25 protein-coding genes are annotated in these 23,788 nt (G+C 44.1%); 7 read left to right on the forward strand and 18 right to left on the reverse strand.

Translation table 11 applies throughout. From position 1 onward, the window contains the following. Window positions 1-9: 9 nt before the first annotated feature. The 3 genes from ACXAEA_RS20330 to ACXAEA_RS20340 form a co-directional block, all read right to left on the reverse strand. The gene (locus ACXAEA_RS20330) at window positions 10-840 is read right to left on the reverse strand and encodes an ABC transporter permease (RefSeq protein WP_475098181.1); all 831 of its coding nucleotides are present in this window, start codon (window positions 838-840) and stop codon (window positions 10-12) included. Window positions 841-899: 59 nt separating this feature from the next. Then, entirely contained in the window at window positions 900-1,853 is a 954-nt protein-coding gene (gene nikB, locus ACXAEA_RS20335; RefSeq protein WP_475097659.1) for a nickel ABC transporter permease, read from the reverse strand. 77 nt (window positions 1,854-1,930) lie between these two features. Next, on the reverse strand, window positions 1,931-3,490 hold the full coding sequence (locus tag ACXAEA_RS20340; RefSeq protein ID WP_475097660.1) for an ABC transporter substrate-binding protein: 1,560 nt from the start codon (window positions 3,488-3,490) through the stop codon (window positions 1,931-1,933). A gap of 279 nt (window positions 3,491-3,769) precedes the next feature. Here ACXAEA_RS20340 and ACXAEA_RS20345 point away from each other — a divergent pair, with 279 nt between their 5' ends. Continuing rightward, the gene (locus tag ACXAEA_RS20345) at window positions 3,770-4,219 is read left to right on the forward strand and encodes an Lrp/AsnC family transcriptional regulator (protein ID WP_475097661.1); all 450 of its coding nucleotides are present in this window, start codon (window positions 3,770-3,772) and stop codon (window positions 4,217-4,219) included. Window positions 4,220-4,259: 40 nt separating this feature from the next. Here ACXAEA_RS20345 and ACXAEA_RS20350 read toward each other — a convergent pair whose 3' ends face one another. The 7 genes from ACXAEA_RS20350 to ACXAEA_RS20380 all read right to left on the reverse strand — a co-directional run bounded on the left by ACXAEA_RS20350 (window position 4,260) and on the right by ACXAEA_RS20380 (window position 10,478). Then, window positions 4,260-5,858 carry an aspartate:alanine exchanger family transporter gene (locus ACXAEA_RS20350; RefSeq protein WP_475097662.1) on the reverse strand — a complete coding sequence of 533 codons (1,599 nt, stop codon included), beginning with the start codon at window positions 5,856-5,858 and terminating at the stop codon, window positions 4,260-4,262. Between the two features lie 211 nt (window positions 5,859-6,069). Continuing rightward, on the reverse strand, window positions 6,070-6,759 hold the full coding sequence (locus ACXAEA_RS20355; RefSeq protein ID WP_475097663.1) for a hypothetical protein: 690 nt from the start codon (window positions 6,757-6,759) through the stop codon (window positions 6,070-6,072). Then, entirely contained in the window at window positions 6,756-7,505 is a 750-nt protein-coding gene (locus ACXAEA_RS20360; RefSeq protein ID WP_475097664.1) for a hypothetical protein, read from the reverse strand. The genes ACXAEA_RS20355 and ACXAEA_RS20360 overlap by 4 nt, the downstream gene beginning before the upstream one ends. Further along, entirely contained in the window at window positions 7,483-8,385 is a 903-nt protein-coding gene (locus ACXAEA_RS20365; RefSeq protein WP_475097665.1) for an ATP-binding cassette domain-containing protein, read from the reverse strand. Before ACXAEA_RS20365 ends, ACXAEA_RS20360 begins: the two co-directional genes overlap by 23 nt. Beyond that, window positions 8,385-8,768 carry a GntR family transcriptional regulator gene (locus ACXAEA_RS20370; RefSeq protein WP_475097666.1) on the reverse strand — a complete coding sequence of 128 codons (384 nt, stop codon included), beginning with the start codon at window positions 8,766-8,768 and terminating at the stop codon, window positions 8,385-8,387. The genes ACXAEA_RS20365 and ACXAEA_RS20370 overlap by 1 nt, the downstream gene beginning before the upstream one ends. 276 nt (window positions 8,769-9,044) lie before the next feature. Continuing rightward, window positions 9,045-9,737 (reverse strand): chitin disaccharide deacetylase, encoded by a 693-nt coding sequence (chbG, locus tag ACXAEA_RS20375; RefSeq protein WP_475097667.1) that lies wholly within the window; start codon window positions 9,735-9,737, stop codon window positions 9,045-9,047. Between the two features lie 15 nt (window positions 9,738-9,752). Next, a complete protein-coding gene (locus ACXAEA_RS20380) occupies window positions 9,753-10,478 on the reverse strand; it encodes a GntR family transcriptional regulator (RefSeq protein ID WP_475097668.1) in 726 nt (241 codons plus the stop codon). A 213-nt stretch (window positions 10,479-10,691) separates the two neighbouring features. Here ACXAEA_RS20380 and ACXAEA_RS20385 point away from each other — a divergent pair, with 213 nt between their 5' ends. From ACXAEA_RS20385 to ACXAEA_RS20400, 4 genes are read left to right on the forward strand one after another with little or no spacing between them, the layout of a single operon-like run. Next, entirely contained in the window at window positions 10,692-12,008 is a 1,317-nt protein-coding gene (locus ACXAEA_RS20385; protein ID WP_475097669.1) for a 6-phospho-beta-glucosidase, read from the forward strand. A 14-nt stretch (window positions 12,009-12,022) separates the two neighbouring features. Next, window positions 12,023-13,291 (forward strand): PTS cellobiose transporter subunit IIC, encoded by a 1,269-nt coding sequence (gene celB, locus ACXAEA_RS20390; RefSeq protein WP_475097670.1) that lies wholly within the window; start codon window positions 12,023-12,025, stop codon window positions 13,289-13,291. A gap of 20 nt (window positions 13,292-13,311) precedes the next feature. Beyond that, window positions 13,312-13,629 carry a PTS sugar transporter subunit IIA gene (locus tag ACXAEA_RS20395; RefSeq protein WP_475097671.1) on the forward strand — a complete coding sequence of 106 codons (318 nt, stop codon included), beginning with the start codon at window positions 13,312-13,314 and terminating at the stop codon, window positions 13,627-13,629. A 10-nt stretch (window positions 13,630-13,639) separates the two neighbouring features. Further along, window positions 13,640-13,945, forward strand: a complete 306-nt coding sequence (locus ACXAEA_RS20400) for a PTS sugar transporter subunit IIB (RefSeq protein ID WP_475098182.1) — start codon at window positions 13,640-13,642, stop codon at window positions 13,943-13,945. Window positions 13,946-14,006: 61 nt separating this feature from the next. Here the strand turns inward: ACXAEA_RS20400 and ACXAEA_RS20405 are convergent, their stop codons facing one another. After that, entirely contained in the window at window positions 14,007-14,231 is a 225-nt protein-coding gene (locus ACXAEA_RS20405; RefSeq protein WP_475097672.1) for a hypothetical protein, read from the reverse strand. A gap of 75 nt (window positions 14,232-14,306) precedes the next feature. Then, complete coding sequence (locus ACXAEA_RS20410; protein WP_475097673.1) at window positions 14,307-16,028, reverse strand: ABC transporter ATP-binding protein; 1,722 nt, start codon at window positions 16,026-16,028, stop codon at window positions 14,307-14,309. Between the two features lie 187 nt (window positions 16,029-16,215). Here ACXAEA_RS20410 and ACXAEA_RS20415 point away from each other — a divergent pair, with 187 nt between their 5' ends. Beyond that, a complete protein-coding gene (locus tag ACXAEA_RS20415; RefSeq protein WP_475097674.1) occupies window positions 16,216-16,689 on the forward strand; it encodes a hypothetical protein in 474 nt (157 codons plus the stop codon). A 42-nt stretch (window positions 16,690-16,731) separates the two neighbouring features. Here ACXAEA_RS20415 and proC read toward each other — a convergent pair whose 3' ends face one another. Then, entirely contained in the window at window positions 16,732-17,580 is an 849-nt protein-coding gene (gene proC / locus ACXAEA_RS20420) for a pyrroline-5-carboxylate reductase (RefSeq protein WP_475097675.1), read from the reverse strand. A 217-nt stretch (window positions 17,581-17,797) separates the two neighbouring features. On the opposite strand from proC, the gene ACXAEA_RS20425 reads away from it, so the two are divergent. After that, on the forward strand, window positions 17,798-18,886 hold the full coding sequence (locus tag ACXAEA_RS20425; RefSeq protein WP_475097676.1) for a GIY-YIG nuclease family protein: 1,089 nt from the start codon (window positions 17,798-17,800) through the stop codon (window positions 18,884-18,886). Between the two features lie 104 nt (window positions 18,887-18,990). Here ACXAEA_RS20425 and ACXAEA_RS20430 read toward each other — a convergent pair whose 3' ends face one another. From ACXAEA_RS20430 to ACXAEA_RS20450, 5 genes are all read right to left on the reverse strand, one after another. Continuing rightward, complete coding sequence (locus ACXAEA_RS20430; RefSeq protein ID WP_475098183.1) at window positions 18,991-20,391, reverse strand: HAMP domain-containing sensor histidine kinase; 1,401 nt, start codon at window positions 20,389-20,391, stop codon at window positions 18,991-18,993. Then, on the reverse strand, window positions 20,381-21,067 hold the full coding sequence (locus ACXAEA_RS20435; protein WP_475097677.1) for a response regulator transcription factor: 687 nt from the start codon (window positions 21,065-21,067) through the stop codon (window positions 20,381-20,383). The genes ACXAEA_RS20430 and ACXAEA_RS20435 overlap by 11 nt, the downstream gene beginning before the upstream one ends. Window positions 21,068-21,221: 154 nt before the next feature. Then, entirely contained in the window at window positions 21,222-22,250 is a 1,029-nt protein-coding gene (locus ACXAEA_RS20440; protein WP_475097678.1) for a hypothetical protein, read from the reverse strand. Between the two features lie 250 nt (window positions 22,251-22,500). Next, entirely contained in the window at window positions 22,501-23,151 is a 651-nt protein-coding gene (locus ACXAEA_RS20445; RefSeq protein ID WP_475097679.1) for a DUF4352 domain-containing protein, read from the reverse strand. Window positions 23,152-23,169: 18 nt separating this feature from the next. After that, on the reverse strand, window positions 23,170-23,754 hold the full coding sequence (locus ACXAEA_RS20450) for a vWA domain-containing protein (protein WP_475097680.1): 585 nt from the start codon (window positions 23,752-23,754) through the stop codon (window positions 23,170-23,172). Window positions 23,755-23,788: the final 34 nt, after the last annotated feature.

Raw genomic sequence — 23,788 nt, forward strand, 5'->3', positions numbered from 1 at the left:
CTGCTAACCTCACTTCAGTTTTGGATCTAATGCATCACGCAGTCCATCTCCAAATAAGTTGATTGATAGAACAGTCATAAAGATAAATAGGCCCGGGAATAGCGAAATCCAAGGAGCGTCTCCAAGATAGCCCTGTCCCATCGATAACATTGCTCCCCAGCTCGGCGTTGGAGGCTGCGTTCCCAATCCTAAATAACTTAATGAAGCCTCAGAAATGATCGCCGCCGCAATGGAAAGGGTTGCTTGAACTAAAATAGGCGGCATGCAGTTCGGCAGGATATGCCGGAAGATAATTTTGAGATCACTGATTCCTGAAGCTTTTGCCGCTGTCACATATTCCCGCTCCCTCTGGCTCAGCACCTCTCCTCTGACCAGACGGATAAAGTTAGGCGTGAAGATAATGCCGATTGCAATCATTGCATTCTGTAATCCTGCTCCAAGTACTGCTGCCAGGGAAAGCGCAAGTACTAGCGGCGGAAATGAAAGCAATGCATCTGTAAACCTCATGACAACAAATTCATCTAAAACACCGCGATAATATCCTGAAAAAAGACCAATCGGAATCCCAATCAATAATGCAATACCTACAGATATAATCCCTGCCTGGATCGATACTCTTGCTCCATAGATGATCCTGCTGAAAATATCCCGGCCGAGTTCATCTGTACCCAAAAGATTTTCCTCATTTGGACTTTGGAGAAATTTTGCATAATCCTGTTCCGCAGGATTAAATGGTGCTACGACCGGTGCAAATACGGCCATAAGAATCAGCATCAATGTAAAGATCCCGCCAACTACAGCTAATTTATTTTGGAAAAAGCGAGAGCTCATTTCTTTCATTCTGCGTTTTCTCGGGCTCTCAACGACTGCGATTTTTTGTTCTAACTGTGCTTCCATGGTCACTGGCCCCCTGTTAGCTTAATTCTTGGATCGAGAATTGAGTAAAGAACATCTATAAAGAAGTTAACAACAACAACGGCAATTGCCATGAACAAGACGGCACCCTGCACAACCGGGAAGTCTCTTGTCAGTATGGCGTCAATGACAAGCCTCCCAATCCCTGGAATCGCAAAAATCGTTTCTGTGATAACAGCACCGCCGAGGAAAGTCGCTAACTGCAAACCGCTCACTGTAACCACTGGAATCAATGCATTTTTCAAGGCATGGCCGATAACGACTCCTCTTTCTAAAACACCTTTTGCATATGCAGTCCGGATGTAATCGGCTTCTAGCACTTCAAGCATGCTCGAACGCAGCATCCTTGTGATCTCAGCACTTAATCGGACTCCTACAGCAAGCGCGGGCAATATCATTAAAAGCATGCTCTGTTTTAAATCCTTCCATGGTTCAACATACCCTGAAGGTGCCAGCCAGCCTAACGAAATAGAGAAAATAAAAATGAGTAAAATCCCTAAGAAAAATGGAGGAACTGAAACACCTGACAATGCAAAAGTCGTTCCAAAATAATCCCATAGCGTCCCTTTTCTTGTTGCTGAAATAATTCCAGCAGGAATGGCAATCAGCATGGCAATGAAGAACGACATGATTGACAGCTGGATGGTGACTGGCAGCTTTTGAAGCAGTACGGTAAGAACGGGTGTATTATCTTTTAATGAGTTCCCAAGGTCACCCTGGAGGACGTTTGTGACCCAGGAAAAATATTGAACATATAAAGGATCATTCAATCCCATTTGTTCACGCAATGCCTGCAGCGATTCCTCTGTAGCCTCTTGTCCTAGAATCATCCTTGCTGGGTCGCCCGGAGTAAGATGCACTAATGAAAAAACAATAATACTTACTAAAAATAAGATAACGACCATAAGGCCCAATCTGCGAAGCAAAAACTTTACCACGCTGCTCCCTCCCTTTCTCCAGCTTTTAAAGTACTTCGGCTTGGAGATGGATCTCCAAGCCGAATCAAGTAGACTGCTTATTTAAATGAAACGTCGTGGAAGCGCATCATTTGATCCGAGATATGTTTAAAACCTTGAAGGCTTTTCTTATATGCTTTATAGTCCTTTTCGTGATAGATAAAGATGAATGGAACCTCATCTCGTCCAAGCTCTGCAGCTTCTGAGTAAATTTCCTTGCGTTCCTTTTGATCTGTTTCAACGCGAGCCTGTTCTAACAGTTCGTCCATTTTTGGATTGGAATATCCATAGTTGATAGATCCGTCAGTGTGGAATAATGCGTAGATGTTTCCATCTGGATCGGTTCTTCCGCTCCATCCCAAACGGACTGCATCAAATTTAAAGTTATCCATGTTATCGAGCATTGTTCCAAATTCGACGATTTCAAGTTTCACCTTGATTCCAGCTTCTGCAGCCATTGATTGAATCATTTGTGAAATTTGTTCCTCTACCGGTTTTGGAGATAGCTGCAGCGTGAACTCGAATCCATTCGGGAAACCTGCTTCAGCCATAATTTTCTTTGCTTCTTCAACATTCTTCTTTGTTGGTTTAATATTCTCGTCATATGCCCATGTTCCAGGAGGGATTGCTCCTGCTGAAGGTACTCCTGTATCTCTAAGAGCAACTTTAATGATTGCCTCACGGTCGATTACCAGATCCAAAGCCTGGCGAAGAGCTTTATTATTGAATGGCTCGCTCTTATGATTCAAATATAATCCCTGGAAACCAAGTGCTCCTGTTTCAGATAATGTAAGATTTGGATCGTTTTTCAGCTTTTCGACATCCTTTGGCGGAACCTTGCTGATGATATCTACATCGCCTGATGTCAGGTTTGTCAGTCTTACATTCTCATCTGAATATGGACGATAAACGATTTTTTCGAACTTCGGTGTTCCGCCCCAATACTCAGCATTTTTTTCTACTTCGATCTTGTCTTGCTTAACTCGGGATACAAACTTGAATGGGCCTGTCCCTACAGGAGAGTTGGCAAAATCTTTGCCTTTTTCTTTTACTGCTTTAGGAGAAACCATCATTCCAGCACGGTCAGACAATGCTGCAAGGAATGGGCTGTATGGTTCAGAAAGTACAACCTTCAGAGTCGTTTCGTCCACTACTTCAATCTTCTCGATTGAAGATAATTCGGAAGCACGAGGTGAACCTGCATTTGGATCCATCATGCGTTCAAAGTTGAATTTCACTGCTTCTGCATTAAACGGAGTTCCATCATGGAATTTAACTCCCTTTTGTAAAGTGAAGGTATATGTTTTGCCATCATCTGAGATTTCCCACTTTTCAGCGAGCATTGGAACAAAGTTTAGTTCTTCATCCACGTCAACCAGTTTGTCATAGATGCTGTGAAATACTTGTCGGTCAACGGCCGCGGTAGAGAAATGCGGATCCAATTGTGGTGGATCATCATCTAGTCCGACTACCAATTCTGTTTTGTCCGCTTTTGCAGGAGCACTCGCAGTCGTTGCTTTCCCCCCTTCAGAACTGGAAGAATTACTATTGTTACATCCAGTCAGAAGCAATACTAAACTCATAAATACTGCAGCAAATACTTTTACTTTCTTACTCACTTTTGCTTATCCCCCTTTTCGGCAAAACAACTCCCTTAACATAAGTAGGCTAAAAGTAATATCTGACTACTTTATGAAAGCGTTTCACTCTTTTTTATTTCATTTCGAATTTCGTATTATTATAATACAGGAATTTTGAAAAATCTATATAATATTCAGAAAATATTAAAATTTTTTTCTAGTATAATTATTTGCATTTCTCTTCCAATTTGCGATTGCTAAATTTACTGGATGTAAGTAAGATAAATTTACGAATGCTTTTTGAAAAGTGGTGTTAATATGATAATCGATGAAACCGATCGCATGATTCTGCAGCTGTTATCGGAAAATGGCAGAATGTCTTATGTCGATATAGGAAAACAATTAAATTTATCAAGGGTATCAATCCGGGAAAGAGTCAATCAATTAATTGAGGATGGCGTGATTGAGAAGTTTTCAGTAGTGATCAACTCTGAAAAAGTCGGAAAATCAGTTTCAGCATTCTTCGAGGTTGATTGTGAACCGTCTTCACTTGTAAAGGTTGCGGAAACACTTGCGAATAATCCAAGCGTGGCAAGCTGCTATCAAATGACAGGGCCAAGTACATTACATATGCATGTACTTGTAGAGGACTTTATTCGCTTGGAAAATTTTATAAATGAGGAATTGTACAGTTTAGAAGGAATAACACGAGTGGAGAGCCATATATTGCTGAGGAGATTCAAGAGCCGAACTGGATTGAAATTGTAAAAAAGACACGGACATTTCGTCTGTGTCTTTTCTTGTATTTTTATAAAAAGAAGATAAGCACCTGGGAAGCTATCGCAACAGAGATTAGCGCAAATGGGTATGCTGCTGCATAAGCGACCGATGCATCGTCGGAGTCCATCAGCTGATTTGTTGCCCCAAGCCCTGGTGTGCTCGTCATTCCGCCGCACAATGCGCCTAGAGAATGTATGAAGCTGAGTTTGAAGAATTTCCTTGCGATGAAAAAGCCGGCAATGACTGGCATTATGGTAATAATGGCTCCTCCAATTACGAGATTAAAGCCTTCCTGCTGGATCACCTGGACAATTCCCTTGCCTGCGGTCGTACCAGCACCGGCTAGGAATAGCACCAGTCCAATATCACGAATGACCTGGTTCGAAGGCTGGTAATACCGTGCGTGGATTGGGCCGAGCTTCCCAAAGTGGCCGATGATCAAGGCGATGAACAGTGGCCCGCCGGCGACGCCAAATGTGATCGTGCCCAGTTTTGGAAAGTGAATCGGCACCATGCCGGCGAGGATACCAAGCAGCAATACTAAGCTCAAGGACAGGATATGGATATTGGTCACCGTCAGCTTTTTCCTGCTGAATAGCTTCTCAACATCATCGAGGCGGTCCTTACTGCTGACAAGCGTAAGGACATCGCCTCGCTCCAGACGCCATTTCGGGCTCTGGTTGAATTCGAACCCTCCTCGTTCAATCCTCGTAACTGTCACCCCATATGTGCGCCGGAGTTCAAGCTCCCTGATGGTCTTTCCGATCAATTCCAGTGCGTCCACAGTGACCTTGCGGAGTTCTACATTGTCATGGTTTTCAGTATTGGTTTCCACTTCCCTGCCGATCTCCTCGCAAAGCTTTTTCAAGTCAACCCTCATTCCGACCGCCACTAGCCGGTCACCTGTCAGGATAACAGTGTCATTCAAGGCAATGATATTCCTGTCGCCACGGATGACCCGGCTGATGACAACAGAATGATATTGATTGAACTGCAGCTCCTTCAAAGTCCTTTTATTAATCGACGGTTCGGTTACCTCAATCGTGATCACCTCAGGCGACTCATCGTTGCGGACCGGTCCGGATTTCTTTTTCAAGTCCTCAGCTAAATCAGCTTTGAGCACCCTCGGGGAAAGCTGCACGAACAGCACAACTGCCAGGACGCCGAATGGGTAGGCTATCCCGTAGCCGACAGAAGCAAGCGGGTCGCCAGTTGCCTGAAGTGCAGCAGCCAGACCCGGTGTACTCGTCAATGCTCCCGTCATGATGCCGATGCTCAGGGCCGGTGACAGGTGGAAAAACTTGGACACTGCGATGGTCGTGATGGATGCAACAAACACAATCAGCAAGCTGATGATTCCGAACACGATTCCACTCGTTTTCATCATCCTGAAAAAGCGCGGCCCTGCCGACAACCCTACCGCCACAATGAATAAGCCAAGCCCGAGCTGCTGGATGACCGGCGATACCTGATAGCCAAAATGGCCGAACACCATTGCGGCAAGCAAAACTCCCGAAGTACCAAGGCTAAGTCCGCGAATCTTGATTTCGCCAAGCGCTGAGCCGACGAACAATATGACAAATAATAAGATCAACGGTTCCTCAAGCAAACCAATTATGCCTTCCACAGATGATTCCTCCAAAATAAGTGCATTTGTGATTGTGAAAATCCACACAACTTAGAATATCACGCTGGTTGTCCATTTCATAATGCAGACAGTGACGAATTTATTACAAAAACAACACCTTTCTGATGGAAACGGAAAAACTTAGAATCATAAATTTCCATCTCAGATCTACGAATGCCAAAAACCCCTCTATTCAAGAGGGGCTTTCATTCTAGTTTATGACATAGCCGTCTCCGCTTACCTTAGTGTCAGCCGGGACACGGATATAGATGAAATCCATTCCTTGCATCATGCCATATCCGTTCCCCAATTGCTCGCCGTATTCGGAGAACTGAGTGAATGGAAATGCATTCGTGTACTTCACAAGCTTGATCGTGAGATGATCCGGCGGAAAGATTTTCAGGGTAGTGTCGTCCAGCTGAATGTCAGGTGATGGGAATCGGTCGGTTACATTAATATTGTCAATATAGGAATACGTAGAGTAATGAGTCACTTCCACTTCCCCCTCAAGGGAGTCAACCTTTTCGATAAAAACCTGTGCAAACTGATCCATAATCTTTATGTCTAAAAGCTTCCCCTTGAGCGGAAATTCCCAGGATTCTTTTTTTATGAGCCCTTCCACTTCATCGATTTTTCCTGATTCAATCGTAGGATAAATATCGCTATTCAATCGATCGTTTTCCTCTATTTCCTGATCAGTCAGATAATCGCCTTTGAAGGTGCCCTCCACTGTCACCATGAGAGATAGTAAGCCAGCCCCCAGCAGGATAATGAAGTATCCAGCGAGGATTTTCATAATCCTGCTTCCGCTCATAAATCTGGCACTTAAAAACTTATTGTTAAAGCTTCCGAAGCTAAGCATCAGCAAGATGATAATGAATAACAGAAAGATTAAGCTCATCTTCTCACCTCCAGGCTGTTCGAGATCCAGGCAGATATTCCAAAGGCAAGTGAGGAAGCTGCCAGTACTTTTAACGTAAACAATAAAAAGGATGCTTCTCTCACAAAAAATTGTCCAATATCAATTAAAAAGGTAGATTCGCTGTTTACTAATACATTTAAAAACAAGCTGCCGAAAAGAAGCGCAGGGAGGATAAGCATGAAAATCCTGTTTCTTTGGACCAGCATGCCAACCAGGTAGCCGATTGCGGTGAACAGAAACAGATACAGAATCGTGGCAGCAAGACCTTCTGACATTTGCAGAAACGTCAACGGCTGACTTTCGATAAATTCCCGGTCCTTAAGAAAAAAGACCGACAGCTTCAATGATTGACTTGCAAGCACAAAGGTGACCCCGCCGATGACACTTGCCCATCCGAGGAACAGGATATTCGCTAAATGGCTGCTCAGCCTGTTGGCGACAAAAGTGTAATCATCAAAACGATAGGCCTGGGTGGTGACCACGATGGCTGAAATGAACGCCCAGATGAGCATGAAAGCAAGAATGATATTTCCAGAATAGAATTTCATATCGTAGCTGAATGTATCAGAGCCGCCGCCCCCTCCTCCTTCTCCAGCAAGAGAAAACAGGATGCCAACTACCTGCAGTATCATCAGCGATGTGAACATGCCCCGAAAAGATTTCAGCTTGAAGCGGAACTGCTTTATCACAACATCCCACAGATTAACCTTTGTTAAATACATCATCAATCCCACCCTTCTCCTGGCTCGTCAGGTACAGACAGAGATCCTCGTTTGAAATCGTTGAGAACTCGAGGCTGTTTTTCATTGCCGCAGCGATCTGATCATCTGAAAGATCATTTCGGATCACCGCATAATTCCGTCCGAATCCTGCACTGCTCTGATGGAAAATCTCCTGGCCGTGCAGCCAATCTTCCAACGCATCCTCTTTTCCGCTGACAACAACCGCATACTCCCGAAGTTCCTCTATAGGCATATGCAAAAATTGCTTTCCGTCCTTTAGCAGCAAAATATCCTCGAGGATATCTTCAATCTCGCTCAGGTGATGGCTTGAGATGATGATTGTCCGCGGATGAGCGAGGTAATCCTTCAGCAGCGCCCGGTAAAAATCCTTCCTGACTCCAGCATCCATTCCGTTTGTAGGCTCATCGAAAATCGTCAGCGGACAGCGTGCCGCCAAACCTAAAATCGCATTGAACGTGTTCTTCATCCCCTTTGACAGCCCGGCATGAGTCTGCCCTGGGTGCAGCGAGAAATAATCAAACAGTTTCTTTGCCAGCTCCATATCCCAGTTCGGGTAAAATTCGGCCGCGCCAGCCAGAATTTCTTCCAAATCCAGTGCCGTTGGCATATTCATATCGTTATCAATCATGATCATATTTGCAGACACCATTAAATTATTGAAAGGATGCTCACCAAACACTCTGACATCTCCTGAAGTCTCCTTCATAAAGCCAGCGGCGATTTTCAACATCGTCGTCTTGCCGGCACCGTTCCTTCCGATCAGGCCGGTAATTTTGTTTTCCCCAAGTGAAAAGCTGAGGCTATCCAAAGCTTTTTTTCCACCATATGCTTTCGTTACCGATTCAAATTCGAGCACACTCATCATGTATCCCCCTTCAAGTCCCGTTTGGCTTCCTGGATCATCGCGATCAATTCCTCTTCCGTCACCTGGAGGTGCTCAGCTTCCCGCACCAACTCTGCCACCAATGACTTCAACGTCTGGTTCCTCCGTTTCGCTGTGATAATCTTCTTCGCATCCGTTGATACGAACATCCCAAGCCCTCGCTTTTTATAAAGAATGTTTTCATCCGCCAAAATATTCAATCCTTTTGCCGCTGTCGCCGGATTGATATTCAACATCTCCGCAAGCTGGTATTGGGAATACACCTTCTCATCCATCTTGATACTCTCGCTGAGAATTTCCGTTTCCAGCCACTCAGCAATTTGGATGTAAATCGGTTTCATGCTATCTGAATTAAGGATCAACCCCGTACCTCCTCTAACAGGTCACATAGTGCATTACTGTTGTAATGTACTATATAACATATTATAAAATTTAACAAGGGATATTTAACCAATTTTTTCAAGAAACATTCAAAAGTAAAAAAACCCCTCGCATTACACGAGAGGGCAAATACTATAAGACTTTTGTCTTCTCTAACAGACTTACCAGCTTCATCTGGGTGAGGTTGAGCTCTGGTGATCTGTAATGAACTGCTGCAAAAATCCATTTTTTTAAAAATAGAACTGGATAGAAATTTGTCATAATAAATTTTTAGTAGAAACCAATACATCCAGCTCTCTCAAACGCTGGTCACAATACGATGAATTCTCTCTTAAATAGGAGTCTATGTATGCAGGATGACACATGATTTCCATCGTCTCTCCCTCTTTCCTGCTTTCTATTAGTCTCTGCAGCAACTCTTCCGAAACCTTTTCTCCGTAAAATTCCACGGAAAATCGATCCGTCAACAACTCCACCCCATCGATTTTTCTGTTAAAGACATTCCTAATCTTCACATTATATCGATGGCCGAGCGTTTGAACGACAGGCAACAGAGGATCCCAGCTGTGGGCATGATGATGACTGTCCAAGTGGGAGAGCGGAATGCCAAATGAGAGAAAGCGCTGGATTTGGGCGTCCCATTCCTTTTCTATATCTTGTAATACAACGGTGTCCCATTCTTGAAAAGTACGGGTAAGCCTGAACGTCCCATCTTCTTTCACCAGCGACGGGATATTCTCCAATACCGGTTTACCACAGGTAAGTGTGAGATGGACACCGACACGAAGATCAGGATTCTGCTGCGTGAGCTCCACTGCATGGCCCGTTCCCGGCATATTGACCAGCATGGTGGTGGAATTGACCACACCATATCGATAACTGTCGATGATTCCGTGATTGACACCGCGGCATAAGCCAAAATCATCTGCGTTCACGATTACCTTCGTCATCCTTCCCCACTCCCTCTAATAGGTTCTTTCAACAAGAAAACTAGCTTTGTCTCCCCTGAAGATCGCCCTGGAATACTCGATGATGGACCCGTCTTCTATATAAGCCTTTGTTTCCATCTTAAAACACGGTGTCCCTTCCGCTACTTCTAGCTTTTCCGAAATAGTCTCATCCGCGAGCACCAGCTCAATGGTTTCGACTGTTTTCTTTATTTTCAGATCGAACTGTGCTTTCAGCAGCTTGTAGAGAGATTTTGCACATTCTTCTTTATTCAATCCTGGTGTTTTAAACCAGGGCAGATAAGCCACTTCATATTGTAAAGGGGTTTGACCGGAATATCGAACTCTTACCAGACGATTGACGGGATCTCCATGATTTAGATGCAGTGATTTTTCAACGACCGATTCTGCCGGAATCACATCCAGGCTGATGACACGGATGCTCGGCTTTTTCCCTTGTGTTTCCAGCTGTTTCATGTACGTATCCACTGTTGCCGTGAGGGTCTGGCTTACCTTTTGTTCAGCAACAAACGTCCCTCGTCCCTGCTCTCTGTATACATAGCCTTCAATCGTCAGCTGCTGAAGGGCAGTACGGACCGTCGTCCGACTCACATTGAATCGGTCGCAGAATTCCGCTTCTGTCGGCAGCTTCATATTTGGTTCGTACTCTCCGCTATTAATCATTTCAATAATTTGATCTTTTATATGAGAATGCAGGGACTTGGCATCTTGTGTCTCTTTCATGGAGGTACTCCTTTCCATTTTCTTCCTTACGTTTGTTATAACACATTATTGATTATTAATCTATTCACTACTATTCTAGAACAATTCAATATTTGTTATTACAAATAACATTCAATTGTCATAAAAATTATATTTGTCACTACAATATATCACCGGGATAAAATTTTTTTAATCCAAAAAGAAATCGCTTTCAATGAGGAAGGAGATTAACGAATGTCTCTGAAAGTTGTCATTATCGGGGGAGGATCAAGTTATACTCCCGAGATTATTGAAGGATTCATCAAAAGGCATGAAGGATTTCCGGTGACGAAGATTACGCTGGTGGATATTGAAGCAGGAGAGGAAAAGCTTGAGATTGTCGGAGAGCTGGCTCGCAGAATGATTAAAAAAGCTGATGTACCGATTCAGCTAGACTGGACACTAAACCGCCGGGAGGCTTTAAAAGATGCTGATTTTGTGACGACACAAATCCGCGTCGGCGGGCTTGAGGCCCGGGAAAAGGATGAGCGAATTCCTTTGAGACATGGCGTCATCGGCCAGGAAACAAACGGTCCTGGCGGTATTTTTAAAGCATTCCGCACCATTCCCGTCCTCCTCGAGATCTGTGAAGAGATCATGGAGATTTGTCCCGATGCATGGCTCATCAATTTTACCAATCCGGCCGGGATCGTCACCGAAGCCTTGCTAAAGCACAGCGGGCATCCCAAAGTCATTGGCGTCTGCAATATTCCGTATAACATGAAAAACAGTGTGGCAGAGTTGATGGATTGCGACCAGGATGACGTTCTCATTGAATTTCTGGGACTGAACCATTTCGTGTTCGGAAAAAAAGTCACCATCCAGGGTGAGGATGCCACTTCGGAGGTCCTCAACAGATTAATAAGCGGCGATGTCGATTATTCACCGGCAAATATCGTTTCTCTCGGGTGGTCAAAAGAATTTCTGCAAGCCTTGAATATGCTCCCGAACCCCTATCATCAATATTACTTTCAAGAGGATGAAGTGCTGAAGAAAGACCTTCAATCGTATCGGGAAAACCGTACACGGGCACAGGTTGTTCGAGAAGTTGAAAAAGAACTTTTCTTACAATATAAGAATTCCGAATTACACGAAAAACCAAAAGAACTTGAAAAGCGGGGAGGTGCATATTACAGTGATGCTGCCTGCAGTCTGATGGCAAGCATCTTCAATAATACTGGGGATATTCAAACCGTCAACACATACAACAAAGGGGCCATTTCCGATCTTCCTGAAGATGCCGTCATTGAAGTCAATTCCTACATCACGAGGGACGGACCCATTCCAATCATGATTGGGACCATACCAAACTCCGTTAAAGGTATCATTCAACAAATGAAGAGTTTCGAAGAGTTAGTGATCGAAGCCGCTATGTCTGGCAGCTACTTGGATGCTTACCGGGCGATGATCATGAATCCGCTCGTAAAAAATGAAAAAGTAGCCGTGGTGCTGCTCGATGAATTATTGGAAGCTCATAGAGAATTCTTACCGCAATTCAATGAATCTATTTGATGGGGGAAAAGAACATGAGTAGAATAATGGGGTTTATGGAAAGAAAATTCTTGCCGATTGCCGGCAGAATTGGATCTCAGCGTCATCTCGTCGCCATCCGCGATGGCTTTGTCTCGATTATGCCGCTGATCATTGTCGGGTCATTGGCTGTGTTGGTGAACAACCTTCCAATAGATGGATTCCAGAACTTTATGGTCAATCTATTTGGTGAAGGGTGGAAATCAGTCGGCGGAAACATGTGGAGTGGATCCTTTGCGATCCTGAGTTTGCTCGTCGCCGCTTCCATCTCGTATCATCTTGCCAAATCGTATGAAGTGGATGGGTTATCCGCTGCCCTTGTCTCCATCGCATCGTTGATCATTTTAACGCCGGTAACAGAAGATTGGGGAATATCCTTTGCGTGGACAGGTGCCCAGGGGATATTTGTTGCCCTCATTACCTCTCTTATTGTTACGGAGCTGTTCCGCCTGTTGATTAAATCGAAATGGACGATCACGATGCCGGAAGGTGTTCCAGAAGGTGTTGTCAAATCGTTCAAAGCGCTGGTTCCAGCGACGATCATCCTGATTTTAGTTGGTCTTATTCAAGCCTTATTAGCATCCTTTGCAGAATCAAGCTTGCACGAAATGGTGTTCAAAGTCATCCAGGAACCGCTTCAATCGATTTCAAACTCACTGCCTTCCGCCATTGTGGTCGCCTTTTTAAATCATCTTCTCTGGTTCTTCGGACTCCATGGCTCGAACATCCTTGGTGCCATCATCGAACCGATTTACTTGCCTCTTATTGAACAGAATCAGCAATTATTCAATGCCGGCACGAGCGCCTTTGACGTCCCTTACGTGGTGACAAAACCTTTCTTTGATGCCTATGTGTACATGGGTGGTTCCGGAACGACGATTGCCTTGATCATCGCCATCTTCCTGGTGGTCAAATCGAAGCATTATCGCACCGTTGGAAAACTGTCCGCTGCCCCGGGTATTTTCAATATTAACGAACCGGTCATCTTCGGGCTGCCGATTGTATTAAATCCGATTATGTTCATCCCATTTATTCTTACGCCAGTCGTGCTGACGATCACCTCCTACTTCGCCCTCAGCTTAGGACTGGTGCCGAAGACGGTTGCAATCGTTCCATGGACGACACCTCCACTTATCAGCGGTTATCTGGTGACAGGCGGATCGTGGCTGGGTGTTCTCCTTCAACTGGTGAACCTGGCGATTGCCACATTCCTTTACATTCCATTCCTGCTTGCATCAGAGCGGGCACAGAACAAGAAAAAGTGAGAAAGTAGTGATTTGATCGTATGAGCACAGAATCGTTAACATTAGAAGAAATTTCGTTCCATATTATTTTACATGCCGGAAATGCCCGGTCGTCCGCCATGGAAGCTCTCCAGGCGGCAAAGAAAAAACAATTCGATCAGGCTGAACTGAAGATGAAGGAAGCTGAAAGCGAAGTTCATCAAGCCCATCGTTATCAAACAAAATTACTTCAAAAAGAAGCTTCCGGTGAAGGCCAGAGTCCGACCATTCTGCTCGTCCATGCCCAGGATCACCTTATGAATGCCATGACGGTCAAAGAACTGGCGCAGGAAATTATCGAGCTTCATCAGTCTCGGTAAAGGGGGAATCATCTTGAAAATCATGTTAGTATGCTCGGCAGGGATGTCCACGAGCATGTTGGTCCAGAAAATGCGGAAAGCCGCCGAAGAAAAAGGATTGGATGCTGTCATCAACGCCACATCAGCAGCAGATTTAAATCATTATTTGGAAGAACTCGATGTGATCCTGATCGGACCTCAAGTCCGCTACCTGTCCGATAATATCATCGAAAAAACAAAACCCTACAACATCAAAGTCGACATTATCAACCCCATGCACTACGGAATGATGAACGGGCAGAAAGTATTAGAACAAGCTGAGGAACTGCTTAAATAAAAGACGGAGGGACAGGTTTACTGTCCCTCCGTTTTGTTGCATGCTGGAAATAGGGCTAATACTATAACACTTTTGTCTTCTCAAACGGACTTTCCAGTTTCATCTGGGTGAGTTCAAGCTTCATTTTTTCTGTTTCGAGCAAGTAGTTTTCATGTTTGAGTTTTTCAAGTTCGATTTCGTCTTTAATCATGTTGTGTTTGATTTTGGCTATCTTTTGATAATGACTTGTTACGATTGCGACGAGCGGAATCGAAAAGATCATTATGTACATAACCATATCTGTCATTTACATCACCTCAGCATGATCATTTTGGACTATCTACTTCCATAATAGCAAAACCCAAGGAAAAATAAACCAGTTTTATATTGAAGTTTCAAACTGCACTTTATGCAGGTTGGCGAAAATGCCTCCCTGTTCGATCAGTTCATCATGGCTGCCTTCTTCGGCGATGCCATCTTCGGTGACAACGACGATTCTGTCTGCGCTTCTGATTGTTGCCAGCCTGTGCGCGATGACAAGTGTTGTCCGGTTCTTCGATAATTCCGCGAGTGCTTTTTGAATGATTCTTTCCGTCTCGGTATCAAGTGCCGATGTTGCTTCATCGAGAATCAGGATCGGCGGGTTCTTCAGGAACATCCTGGCGATGGCAATTCGCTGCTTCTGGCCTCCAGACAATTTCAGGCCACGCTCACCGATTTGAGTCTCATATCCGTCAGGCAGAGCAGCAATGAAGTCTTCCAGGTGTGCCTGTTTGGCAGCTTTTACAATATCTTCATGGGTTGCCCCAAGCGAGCCGTAAGCAATATTTTCACGCAGCGTCCCTGTAAACAGGAACACATCCTGCTGGACAATCCCGATCTGTGAGCGGAGCGATTTTTTCGTCATCTCGCGGATATCGATTCCATCAATCGTAATAGTCCCGCTATTCACATCATAAAAGCGCGGAATCAACGAGCAAATCGTTGTCTTTCCAGCCCCTGATGGACCGACGAACGCGACCGTCTCGCCATGGTTGATTTTCAAATCGATTTCCTCAAGAACCGGTTTGTTCTGGTCATAGCTAAAAGTAACATCCCGGAATTCAATATTTCCTTTTAGATAGGCTGCTTCAATCGCATCCACACGGTCGACGACATCAGGATCCTGATCCATCAGCTCAATAAATCTCTTAAAACCAGCCATTCCCTTTGGATACAATTCCAGAATCGCACTGATTTTATCAATCGGCTTAAAGAGCACATTCACATAGAGAACAAACCCGACCAGCTCCCCATAGCTCAAACTTCCGCTAAAGCTTAGCCATGCCCCGTATACGAGTACGACGAGGACAATGAGCCTTGTCAGCATATAAATGCCCGAAGAACTGTAGGACATCACCTTATAGGCAGTCAATTTCGCACGACGGAATTTGCGATTATTCATTGTGAATCTCTCAATCTCAAAATTTTCATTTGTAAAAGACTGCACCACCCTGATACCTGCGACACTGTCTTCTACTCTCGCATTCACATCCGCGATATCACTGTACATATTCTTCCACGCCGCGTTCATTTTCAGGTTGGAATAGGTAATCAGCCAGATCAGGAACGGTACGATGATCATCGTGATCAGCGCCAGCTTCACATTGATCGTCAGCATGATCCAGAACGCCCCGACAAAGGTCATCACCGCTATGAACAAATCCTCTGGTCCGTGGTGCGCCAGCTCTCCCAAGTCAAAAAGGTCATTCGTGATCCGGCTCATGATGTGGCCGGTTTTCGTATTATCGAAAAAGCGGAATGATTGCCTCTGGACATGCTGGAACAGCTGCTGTCTCATATCTGTCTCAATATTGATTCCGAGTTTGTGCCCCCAATAATTCACGATGAACTGAAGGAAGGTGCTGAGAACATACAACAGCAATAAACCGATGCTGACACTGACAATCATGTTCCAGTCCCCGCCAGGAAGCAGGGTATCAATGAACCATTGGACAGCCAGCGGGAATGCCAGCTCAAGCAGGGCGACAATGACGGCACTGCTGAAATCGATGATAAATAATCGCCGATGAGGGCGGTAATATGTAAAAAATCTCTTGATCATAGTAGGCTCTCCTTTACTATCTTCAAGTGATTATATGCCAAGGAGTGCCACTTTTTCAATAATTCTGTAAAAAATAAAAACAACGGTGCGGAGATATCTGTATCCTAAAATATTCTTGATTACGTTTATTTTGCCAGTAATTGGACATTTTAGATAGAGAATTCAAAAGGCAGGGTGGTAAATACAGATGATTTCAAAGAGGCATTTTTTATTTAACATTACACTTATCACTGTTCCCTGGTTGTCTTTACTTTTCATAGGAAAACGAAGCTGGAAGCGTTTTTCATTATCGGGGATCTTTATCATCGTTTTCGAAATCATGAATCATTTGTATGGTCATAAGAAGAATTGGTGGAAGTTTTATAATAAAAGAAAGTCATTTCTGCGCGATGAACTCCCTTTCAGCATAGGTCCATATATGCCGCTATCCATGTGGCTGCTTAAAATTTCGTATGGGAATTTCACAAAGTTCATCACTCTAAATGCGATTGCGGATGGGCTGTTCGCATTCTTCTTTATTGATGTCCTGAAGAAATTAAAAATCATCCGGCTCAATAAATTAAACCATCTTCAGTTCTTTTTTTACTTACACTATAAAGCGTATTTATTATATGGTGTACAATACTTGTTCGAGAGAGCAAATCGATATCGGATTTATTGACCAAAAAAAGCTCCGGACATCATCGTCCGGAGCTTTTTTGTATCAGGATGGAACTAGAATTCCTTCCAGCTCTCTATTGATTTCCCTTGAACGGTTCGCTGCATGATGGACTGCCTGGGAAATCGCTGTTCCCCCGTTATATTTCCTTAACGCATTCAGTCCAGATGCGGTAGTCCCGTTTGGAGAAGTGACGTTTTTCCTAAGGACTGCCGGTGTTTCGTCCTTTTCAATAATCATCTTAGCCGCGCCAAGGATCGTCTGGGCAATAATTTCACGAGCCATTTTTTCGTCCATACCATTTTCCCTGCCTGCGCGTTCCATATGCTCCATCAAGTAGTAAAAATAAGCAGGACCGCTTCCGGCAAGACCTGTGAAGATATCCATCTGCTCCTCTTCGATCAGGAATACCTTGCCCATGCTGCTTAATAATTCTTTAATATCCTCGATGTTCTCTGATGTTGTGTGTTTTCCCGGTGAAATAGCGGTAGCAGATTCCTGGACCATGCTCGACGTATTCGGCATGACTCGGACAACCTGCTGGCCAGTTTCCAGGTTTTCTTCCATAAAACCTGTAGAAATGCCAGCCAGAACCGAGACAACCACTTGACCCGGCAATAGGTGATTCTTCAAATCCGCAAGGGCTCCTGCTGCTCCAATTGGCTTCATTGCCAGAATAAAGATATTTATAGATTCGTACGACATTTCCGCCTGTGCCAATGCATTGACTCCATATCTTTCTTCCAATCGCTTAAGCCTTGCAGCATTGCTTTTGTTCGTCACAAAGATATCTTCCGGCTTCATTTTTCCCGATTTCACCACTCCGGAAATCATCGATTCCGCCATCGACCCTGCACCTAAAAAAGCCACTTTCTTATTTCTCAACAACAGCATTCACCTCAAAGTCATTTATTTCCGTTCGCATTTTATCAACGGTACCTATGGTAACATGCTCAGGTTGAGATTCAAGCGATACGGCGCAATTCCCAAGCATAGTGCCGAGATAGTGAAAGAAAGCGGAAACATCTGGACGATTCACACCTTTATATGCTGATAAAGAGGAATAATCACCTATTATGCTAAAATATGAAGATATATAAGGATTGAAAAAATGGCGATGGAAGGAGCAAATATGAATGTAAAAGAAAAGGTCAAAAACCTTCCTTTGACTCCTGGTGTTTATCTAATGAAAGATTCATTGGGTACCGTGATTTATGTCGGGAAAGCGAAAAGCCTCAAGAAACGGGTCCAATCCTATTTTCAAAACTCCGCAGCCCATCCTCAAAAGATCAAAAAGATGGTGGCGAACATAAATGATTTTCTCGTCTTGCATACGGATACGGAATTCGAGGCATTTCTGCTTGAATGCAAGCTGATCAAAGAATTAAAGCCTCTTTTCAATAAAAAGATGAAGAGCCATCTTCCGTATTCTTATATAGCAATTAAGATGGGCGGGCCTTACCGGAAAATCTCCATTGTTTCTGAAAAATCAGAAAGTGAAGGCACGGTTTATTTCGGACCCTATACAAGCATGATTTATATAAAAAAAGCAATCGAGAACTTGAAGGAGTATTTTAAGATAAACTGCCTTCAGCCCCTCAAAGGTTCTCCGTGCCTGAACTATACTCTAGGAAAGTGCAACGGTTTATGTTTAGGGGGAAAAGCGGTTGAACAATACAATGGGGTTGTGGAAAAGTTCATTTCTTTTCTCCGAGGATCTGATTCAGAGATTCTGGAAGAATTACAGCGGAAAATGGAGTATGCTTCCGCGGAATATCAATTTGAAGAAGCAGCAAAATACAGGAATTATATTAAATCCTTCTCCATCCTTTTGTATAAGGAGAATATGATTCAATTCACGGAAGGAAATAAAAATATTGTCGTGGTTGAACTGATCAATGATAGCATCTTGAAGCTTTTTCTGATCAAAGGGCATAAGGTCATTTTCAGTAAGAAATACCACTTGGAGAAGAATAAGGATCTTTCAGTGGAAATTAGGACAAGGATTGTTACTTCTTTTCAACAAACTAAGGAACACAATTCTCCCGTAATTGGCAAGAAAGAGCTCGACCAAGCACAAATCATTTACAGTTATTTGAATGGGAGCAATGCAAGATTTATTGTCATTCCAGAAGAATGGCTGGATGGCAGTGGTCATGATGAACTGGATGCTTCTATTGATCAGCTGCTTAACATATGAACGGGCTGCTTCTTTTGAACAACTGCCATCACATGAACGAACTGCTTCTATGTGAACAACCGCTATTACATGAACGGGCTGCAAAGATAAATGCAGCCCGTTTCTTATGTCTCCTTTTCCCACACAATTGAAAATGTCGTGCCGCGGGAATCGCTCTCCTTTAAAACCAAATCTGCCCCCAGAGCCCGGGCAAGCATTTTGCTGAATGGCAGGCCAAGGCCAAGGCCTCTGACCTTAAGTTTTTTCTTTTCGCCACGGAAGAATCGTTCAAACACCAGCGCCTGCTCTTCCTCAGGAATCCCGGTGCCTGTATCTTTCACATCAATCCTGTCCTCTGAAAGAATGATTGAAATAGTGCCAACAGAGCCTAAAGCCTGATATGAATTATTTAATAGATTGATGAGGATTTGCTGCAAGCGCAGCGGATCGGTCATGGCATGAATCTGAGCCGGCGTTATGATCTGGAAATCAACAGGCTCGTGTGTCACCTGCCATTGTCTTCCGATATCCTGGATCAGCCTATTCATATCGCAATGTTCAATCCGGATCGTGAATGCACCGGCAGCTAATGAATTGAAATCAAGCAGATCGGAAATCATCGTCTGCAATCTCTGGATTTCTTTTAGCGTAATATCCAGAAACTCCTGCCGTTCCTCTCCAGTAACGATCCCATCCCTTACTGCTTGAACGAGTCCGCTGATTGAAGTGACAGGCGTTTTCAAATCGTGCGTCACCCCTGCCAGCAGCTCTGCACGCAACTGTTCAAGCTGGGTCAAACGAGTCGTCATTTCTTTGAAAGAAGTGACGAGATCATAAATCTCAAGCTCTTTCGGATTCGAATCCAGCTTGATATCATAATTCCCTTCTCTCACTTGGGCTGCCGCACGGGCTACGTCCTGGATTGGCTTGAGGATTTTCTTTGTCAGCAAATAAATAACGACCCAGCCAAGCAACCCGAGTCCCACCAGCAGAATGAACAACAAACGGTATTCCTGGTCGACGTCAGTCAGCTCATTGGCATTTTGCATCACAATAACCCAGCCGGATTGTAGATCATTGATGATAATCGGTGACTTCACTGTGTAAATATCTTCACCATTTTCCGTCAGCATCTTAATACTAGCTTCATTTGCTAAGATCTCTGAAGGAATCTCTCCTGAAAAATGGTGAGGACCTCCGCCCCCGCCTCTCATCGGGCCAGAATTTAAAATCTTTCCTTCTAAATCAGTAATGAAAATCCTTGGCTGTGTTTTCATTTGAAGAATTTTAGACTGCTCTTCAAGTCTTCGGTCAAAGCGGTCAAAATCCTGCTTATCATCTGATTGGCCGATCCGGTCAGCCGTTTCCACCGCAAGATATTGCATTAAGTTCAACCGGTTTTCCAGTGTGGTTTGTTTGATCCACCATATTGAACCTGCACCGAGCAAAAGCAGCCCGACAATCAATGTAAGGAGATATCTGGTCGTCCAATACCTCAGCAATGTAATTGGTTTCTTATCTCTCATAGACACTGAACTGATACCCCAATCCTCTTAGCGTCCGGATTTCGCCTTGTGCAGCCGGCCATGCCGCTAATGATTGGCGAATCCTTTTAATCGAAAGGTCTACAGCACGGTCACTACCGTCATAGTCCATTCCCCAGACATTTTCGATTAAATCTTCCCTTGTAAAAGTCCGGTTTGGCCTCCCTGACAAAAAAATCAGCAGACTCAGGTCTTTCGGCGTCAAAATCACTTTCTCACCATTTACTGTGACAACATGAGAATCCATATTGATTTTCAGGCTGCCAAATTGCTTTGTGTTTTCTGTATCTAGGACATGGGAAGATCGGCGCAGCACCGCATTGACTCTGGCCACCACCTCTTCGCCGACGAAAGGCTTGGAAATATAATCATCAGCCCCTTGATTAAGGCCTTTTAAACGATAGTCAATATCCCCAAGGGCAGTGAGCATGATGACAGGGCACGAACTGATTTCACGAATCTTCTTCAACACTTCCCAACCGTCCATTCCCGGCATCATGATATCCAGCAAAACAAGATCGGGCTGCTGCTGAGTGACGGAATGCAAGCCCTCGTATCCATCAAAGGCCTGGATGATCTCATAGCCTTCATGTTTTAAATAAACAGACAATACCCGGGAAATCGTTTGTTCATCTTCAATAATTAACACTGTCTTCATTGCGGTCCCTCCTTCCCTCCTATCGAGACAGAAAAGCTCAAACGCCTTACTGGATATTTCTCTATACTAAATTCTATACTCTCACATCATAAAGGAAAAATCCCCAGCTTTGTACCGGGGGATCATGAAGAATTTATTACGTTACGTTTGCATATTAAAAAGCTGCTCCTCCGCCATTGTGGTGCATACCGCCACGGCCGCCTTCAGCTCCGAAACCGCCCTTGGAGCCCATTCCGCCTTTTCCAAATCCGCCGCCATGGCCATGACCGCCGCCGAATCCAAAACCGCCTTTTCCGCCAAAGTCATCAGCAAATAGTTCTTCCAGCTTGTCAGCATCTTTGTCCTGGATTTCTTCCATTAGCTCACGTGTGTCTTTATCCGTTGTTGAAATTCCCAGTTCTTTGGCCAGATTGATTACTTTCTTTTCACGTACCTCAAAGGCAATTTCGCTGATTGTTTTTCCATCAATCGTAATCTTCAGCTCTTTAGCATCTGCTTTTACTTTAGCAGACTGGACTTCTTGCGCAATATCGCGGATATCTTTACCGTCTACTGTGATTCCAAGCTTCTTGGCCTCTTTATTGACATACGCTGTATAGACTTCCTGTTGCAGTGTCTGCAGGTTTTTTCCTTCAGTGGAAACGCCAAGCTCCTTCGCCTTTGCATTCAATTTCGCAGTTTGGATCTCTTCCATTAAAGATTGTGCATCCTTGCTGTCTGTTGAGACGCCAAGTTCTTTGGCTTCATCTTTAAGCTTGGCTAAGCGAATGGCGTCATGAAGCGCAGCTGCATCCTTTCCATCCGTTGATACCCCCAGTTCATTGGCCTCTTCCTTAAGCCTGGCCAATTGCACTTCCTCTGCAAGCGTTTCAAGATCCTTGCCGTCAGTCTTGATTCCAAGTTCCTTTGCCTCATTCTTGATCGTGGCATTACGAATTTCTGACATCAATGTTTCTGCATCTTTACCGGATGTGCTGATCCCCAGGTCCTTCGCCTTTTCGATCAACTCTTCCGAATTGCCTCCAAAGAATCCTTTGTGCCCAAAGCCTTTTCCGATGAACCTTTTTACAGTAGCAGCAGCGGTACTTGTAGTACTGTCGTCATTCGCTAATGAAGTCGTAGCATATCCTCCAAGCAATAATGCCCCTGCAATGGTGAATCCAATAACTGATTTCTTTTTCATATCTGACATCCTCCTAGAATCTTTCTTATTTTAGGGTTCAAGGACATGAACCTTATAGTCATAATTTAACGAGTCAATATGTCAGTAAAATGTCAGAATGAAAAAAAATAAAAAATATTAGACAAGCTGAAAATTGATAGGGATGCTGAATTCCTGGACATTTACGCTTATTTTTGGTGTTTCTTTCATGTCCGAAAGATGTCAAAGTGAAAAAAGAAACAAAAAACCCGGGGAGTCCCGGGTTCCAAATTTACTTCAATTGCACTTTCTCATCGCCAATCTTGATGAACCATTTCCCTGCTGCAAAGCTTTCCTTTGAAACTTCGAACACTTTTGTATCTGTAACGGTGATTCCAGGATTTAAGTCGCTGGCAATTTTGGCATTGTCTACATTCGTTTCAACTGCATAGTTAGAAGATGCATCAATATCCGCTTCATATTCCGTTCCTTCTTCATCCACAAGGCTAACACCAGGGTAGTCAAACATACCGATCGGCTTCTTGGAAGTGTTCTTGATTTTATATTGGATTGCTATGAATGTCCCGCCTTCAGAGACTGCTTTGCTGAGGAATTCATTGCCAACCTTATCTTTTTCCTCAAACTTTGTGACTGTAACTTCAACATTGTCCGCTTGTACAGCTTCTCCCACTTTAAATACTTTTTCTTCTTTCACCGGTGCTGATGCCGGTACCGAAGAGCTGCCTTCATTGCTGTTTTCTTCTTCGCCGCCGCCAAGAGCTGATCCGATGATGCCAAACAGGATCAATACACCAATGAAGCTTAAAATCTTATGCCGTCCAAAAAAGCTGCGCTGGTCTTTTCCGCAGTGAGGGCATTTCTTCACTCCTTTGGCGATCTCTTTGCCGCAAGTCTTGCAGTTACCTAATTTATTGTTAGTCATGATCATTCCTCCTGAATTTTACTTCATTCTTTTTTCAATGATCGATTCTGAAACCATCTCATACATATTTTCAATGCCTTTTTCAGAGGCCTCAAATTTAAACGAGTTCTCAACATCGATCCCCAGACTGTCCGCTTCCCTGGCGACATCGATGTTTGCGCCCATAAAGATGAACTCCCAGCTGTATTTTTCCTGCTGGTGGCGGATCAGTTCTTTCACCTTTCCGTATGTGAACTCGCGGCTGGCATTCTCCATGCCATCGGTTGTAATAACGAAGATAACCTTGCCTGGCCTGCGGTCTTCATCTGTTTTTGCCAGACGATAGCCAACTTCAAGGATCGTCTTTCCCACCGCATCCAGGAGAGCGGTCGTCCCGCGAACGAAATACTCATCCTCCGTCAGCTTCGCATCCCGGGCATCAACTCCATTCCAAAGCACTTCATATTCATCATCAAAAAGCACTGTCGTCAGAATGGTTTCGCCTTCGAGTTCAGACTGTTTTTTTACAAAAGCGTTGAAGCCTCCTACGGTGTCTCTTTCAAGCCCCGCCATAGAGCCGCTCCGGTCGAGCAAAAAAATGATTTCCGTTAAATTCTTGTTCATCACTATCATCCTCCTAAGCTGAATCTGATATAAT

This window comes from Mesobacillus sp. ABV4_180 (assembly GCF_056158485.1).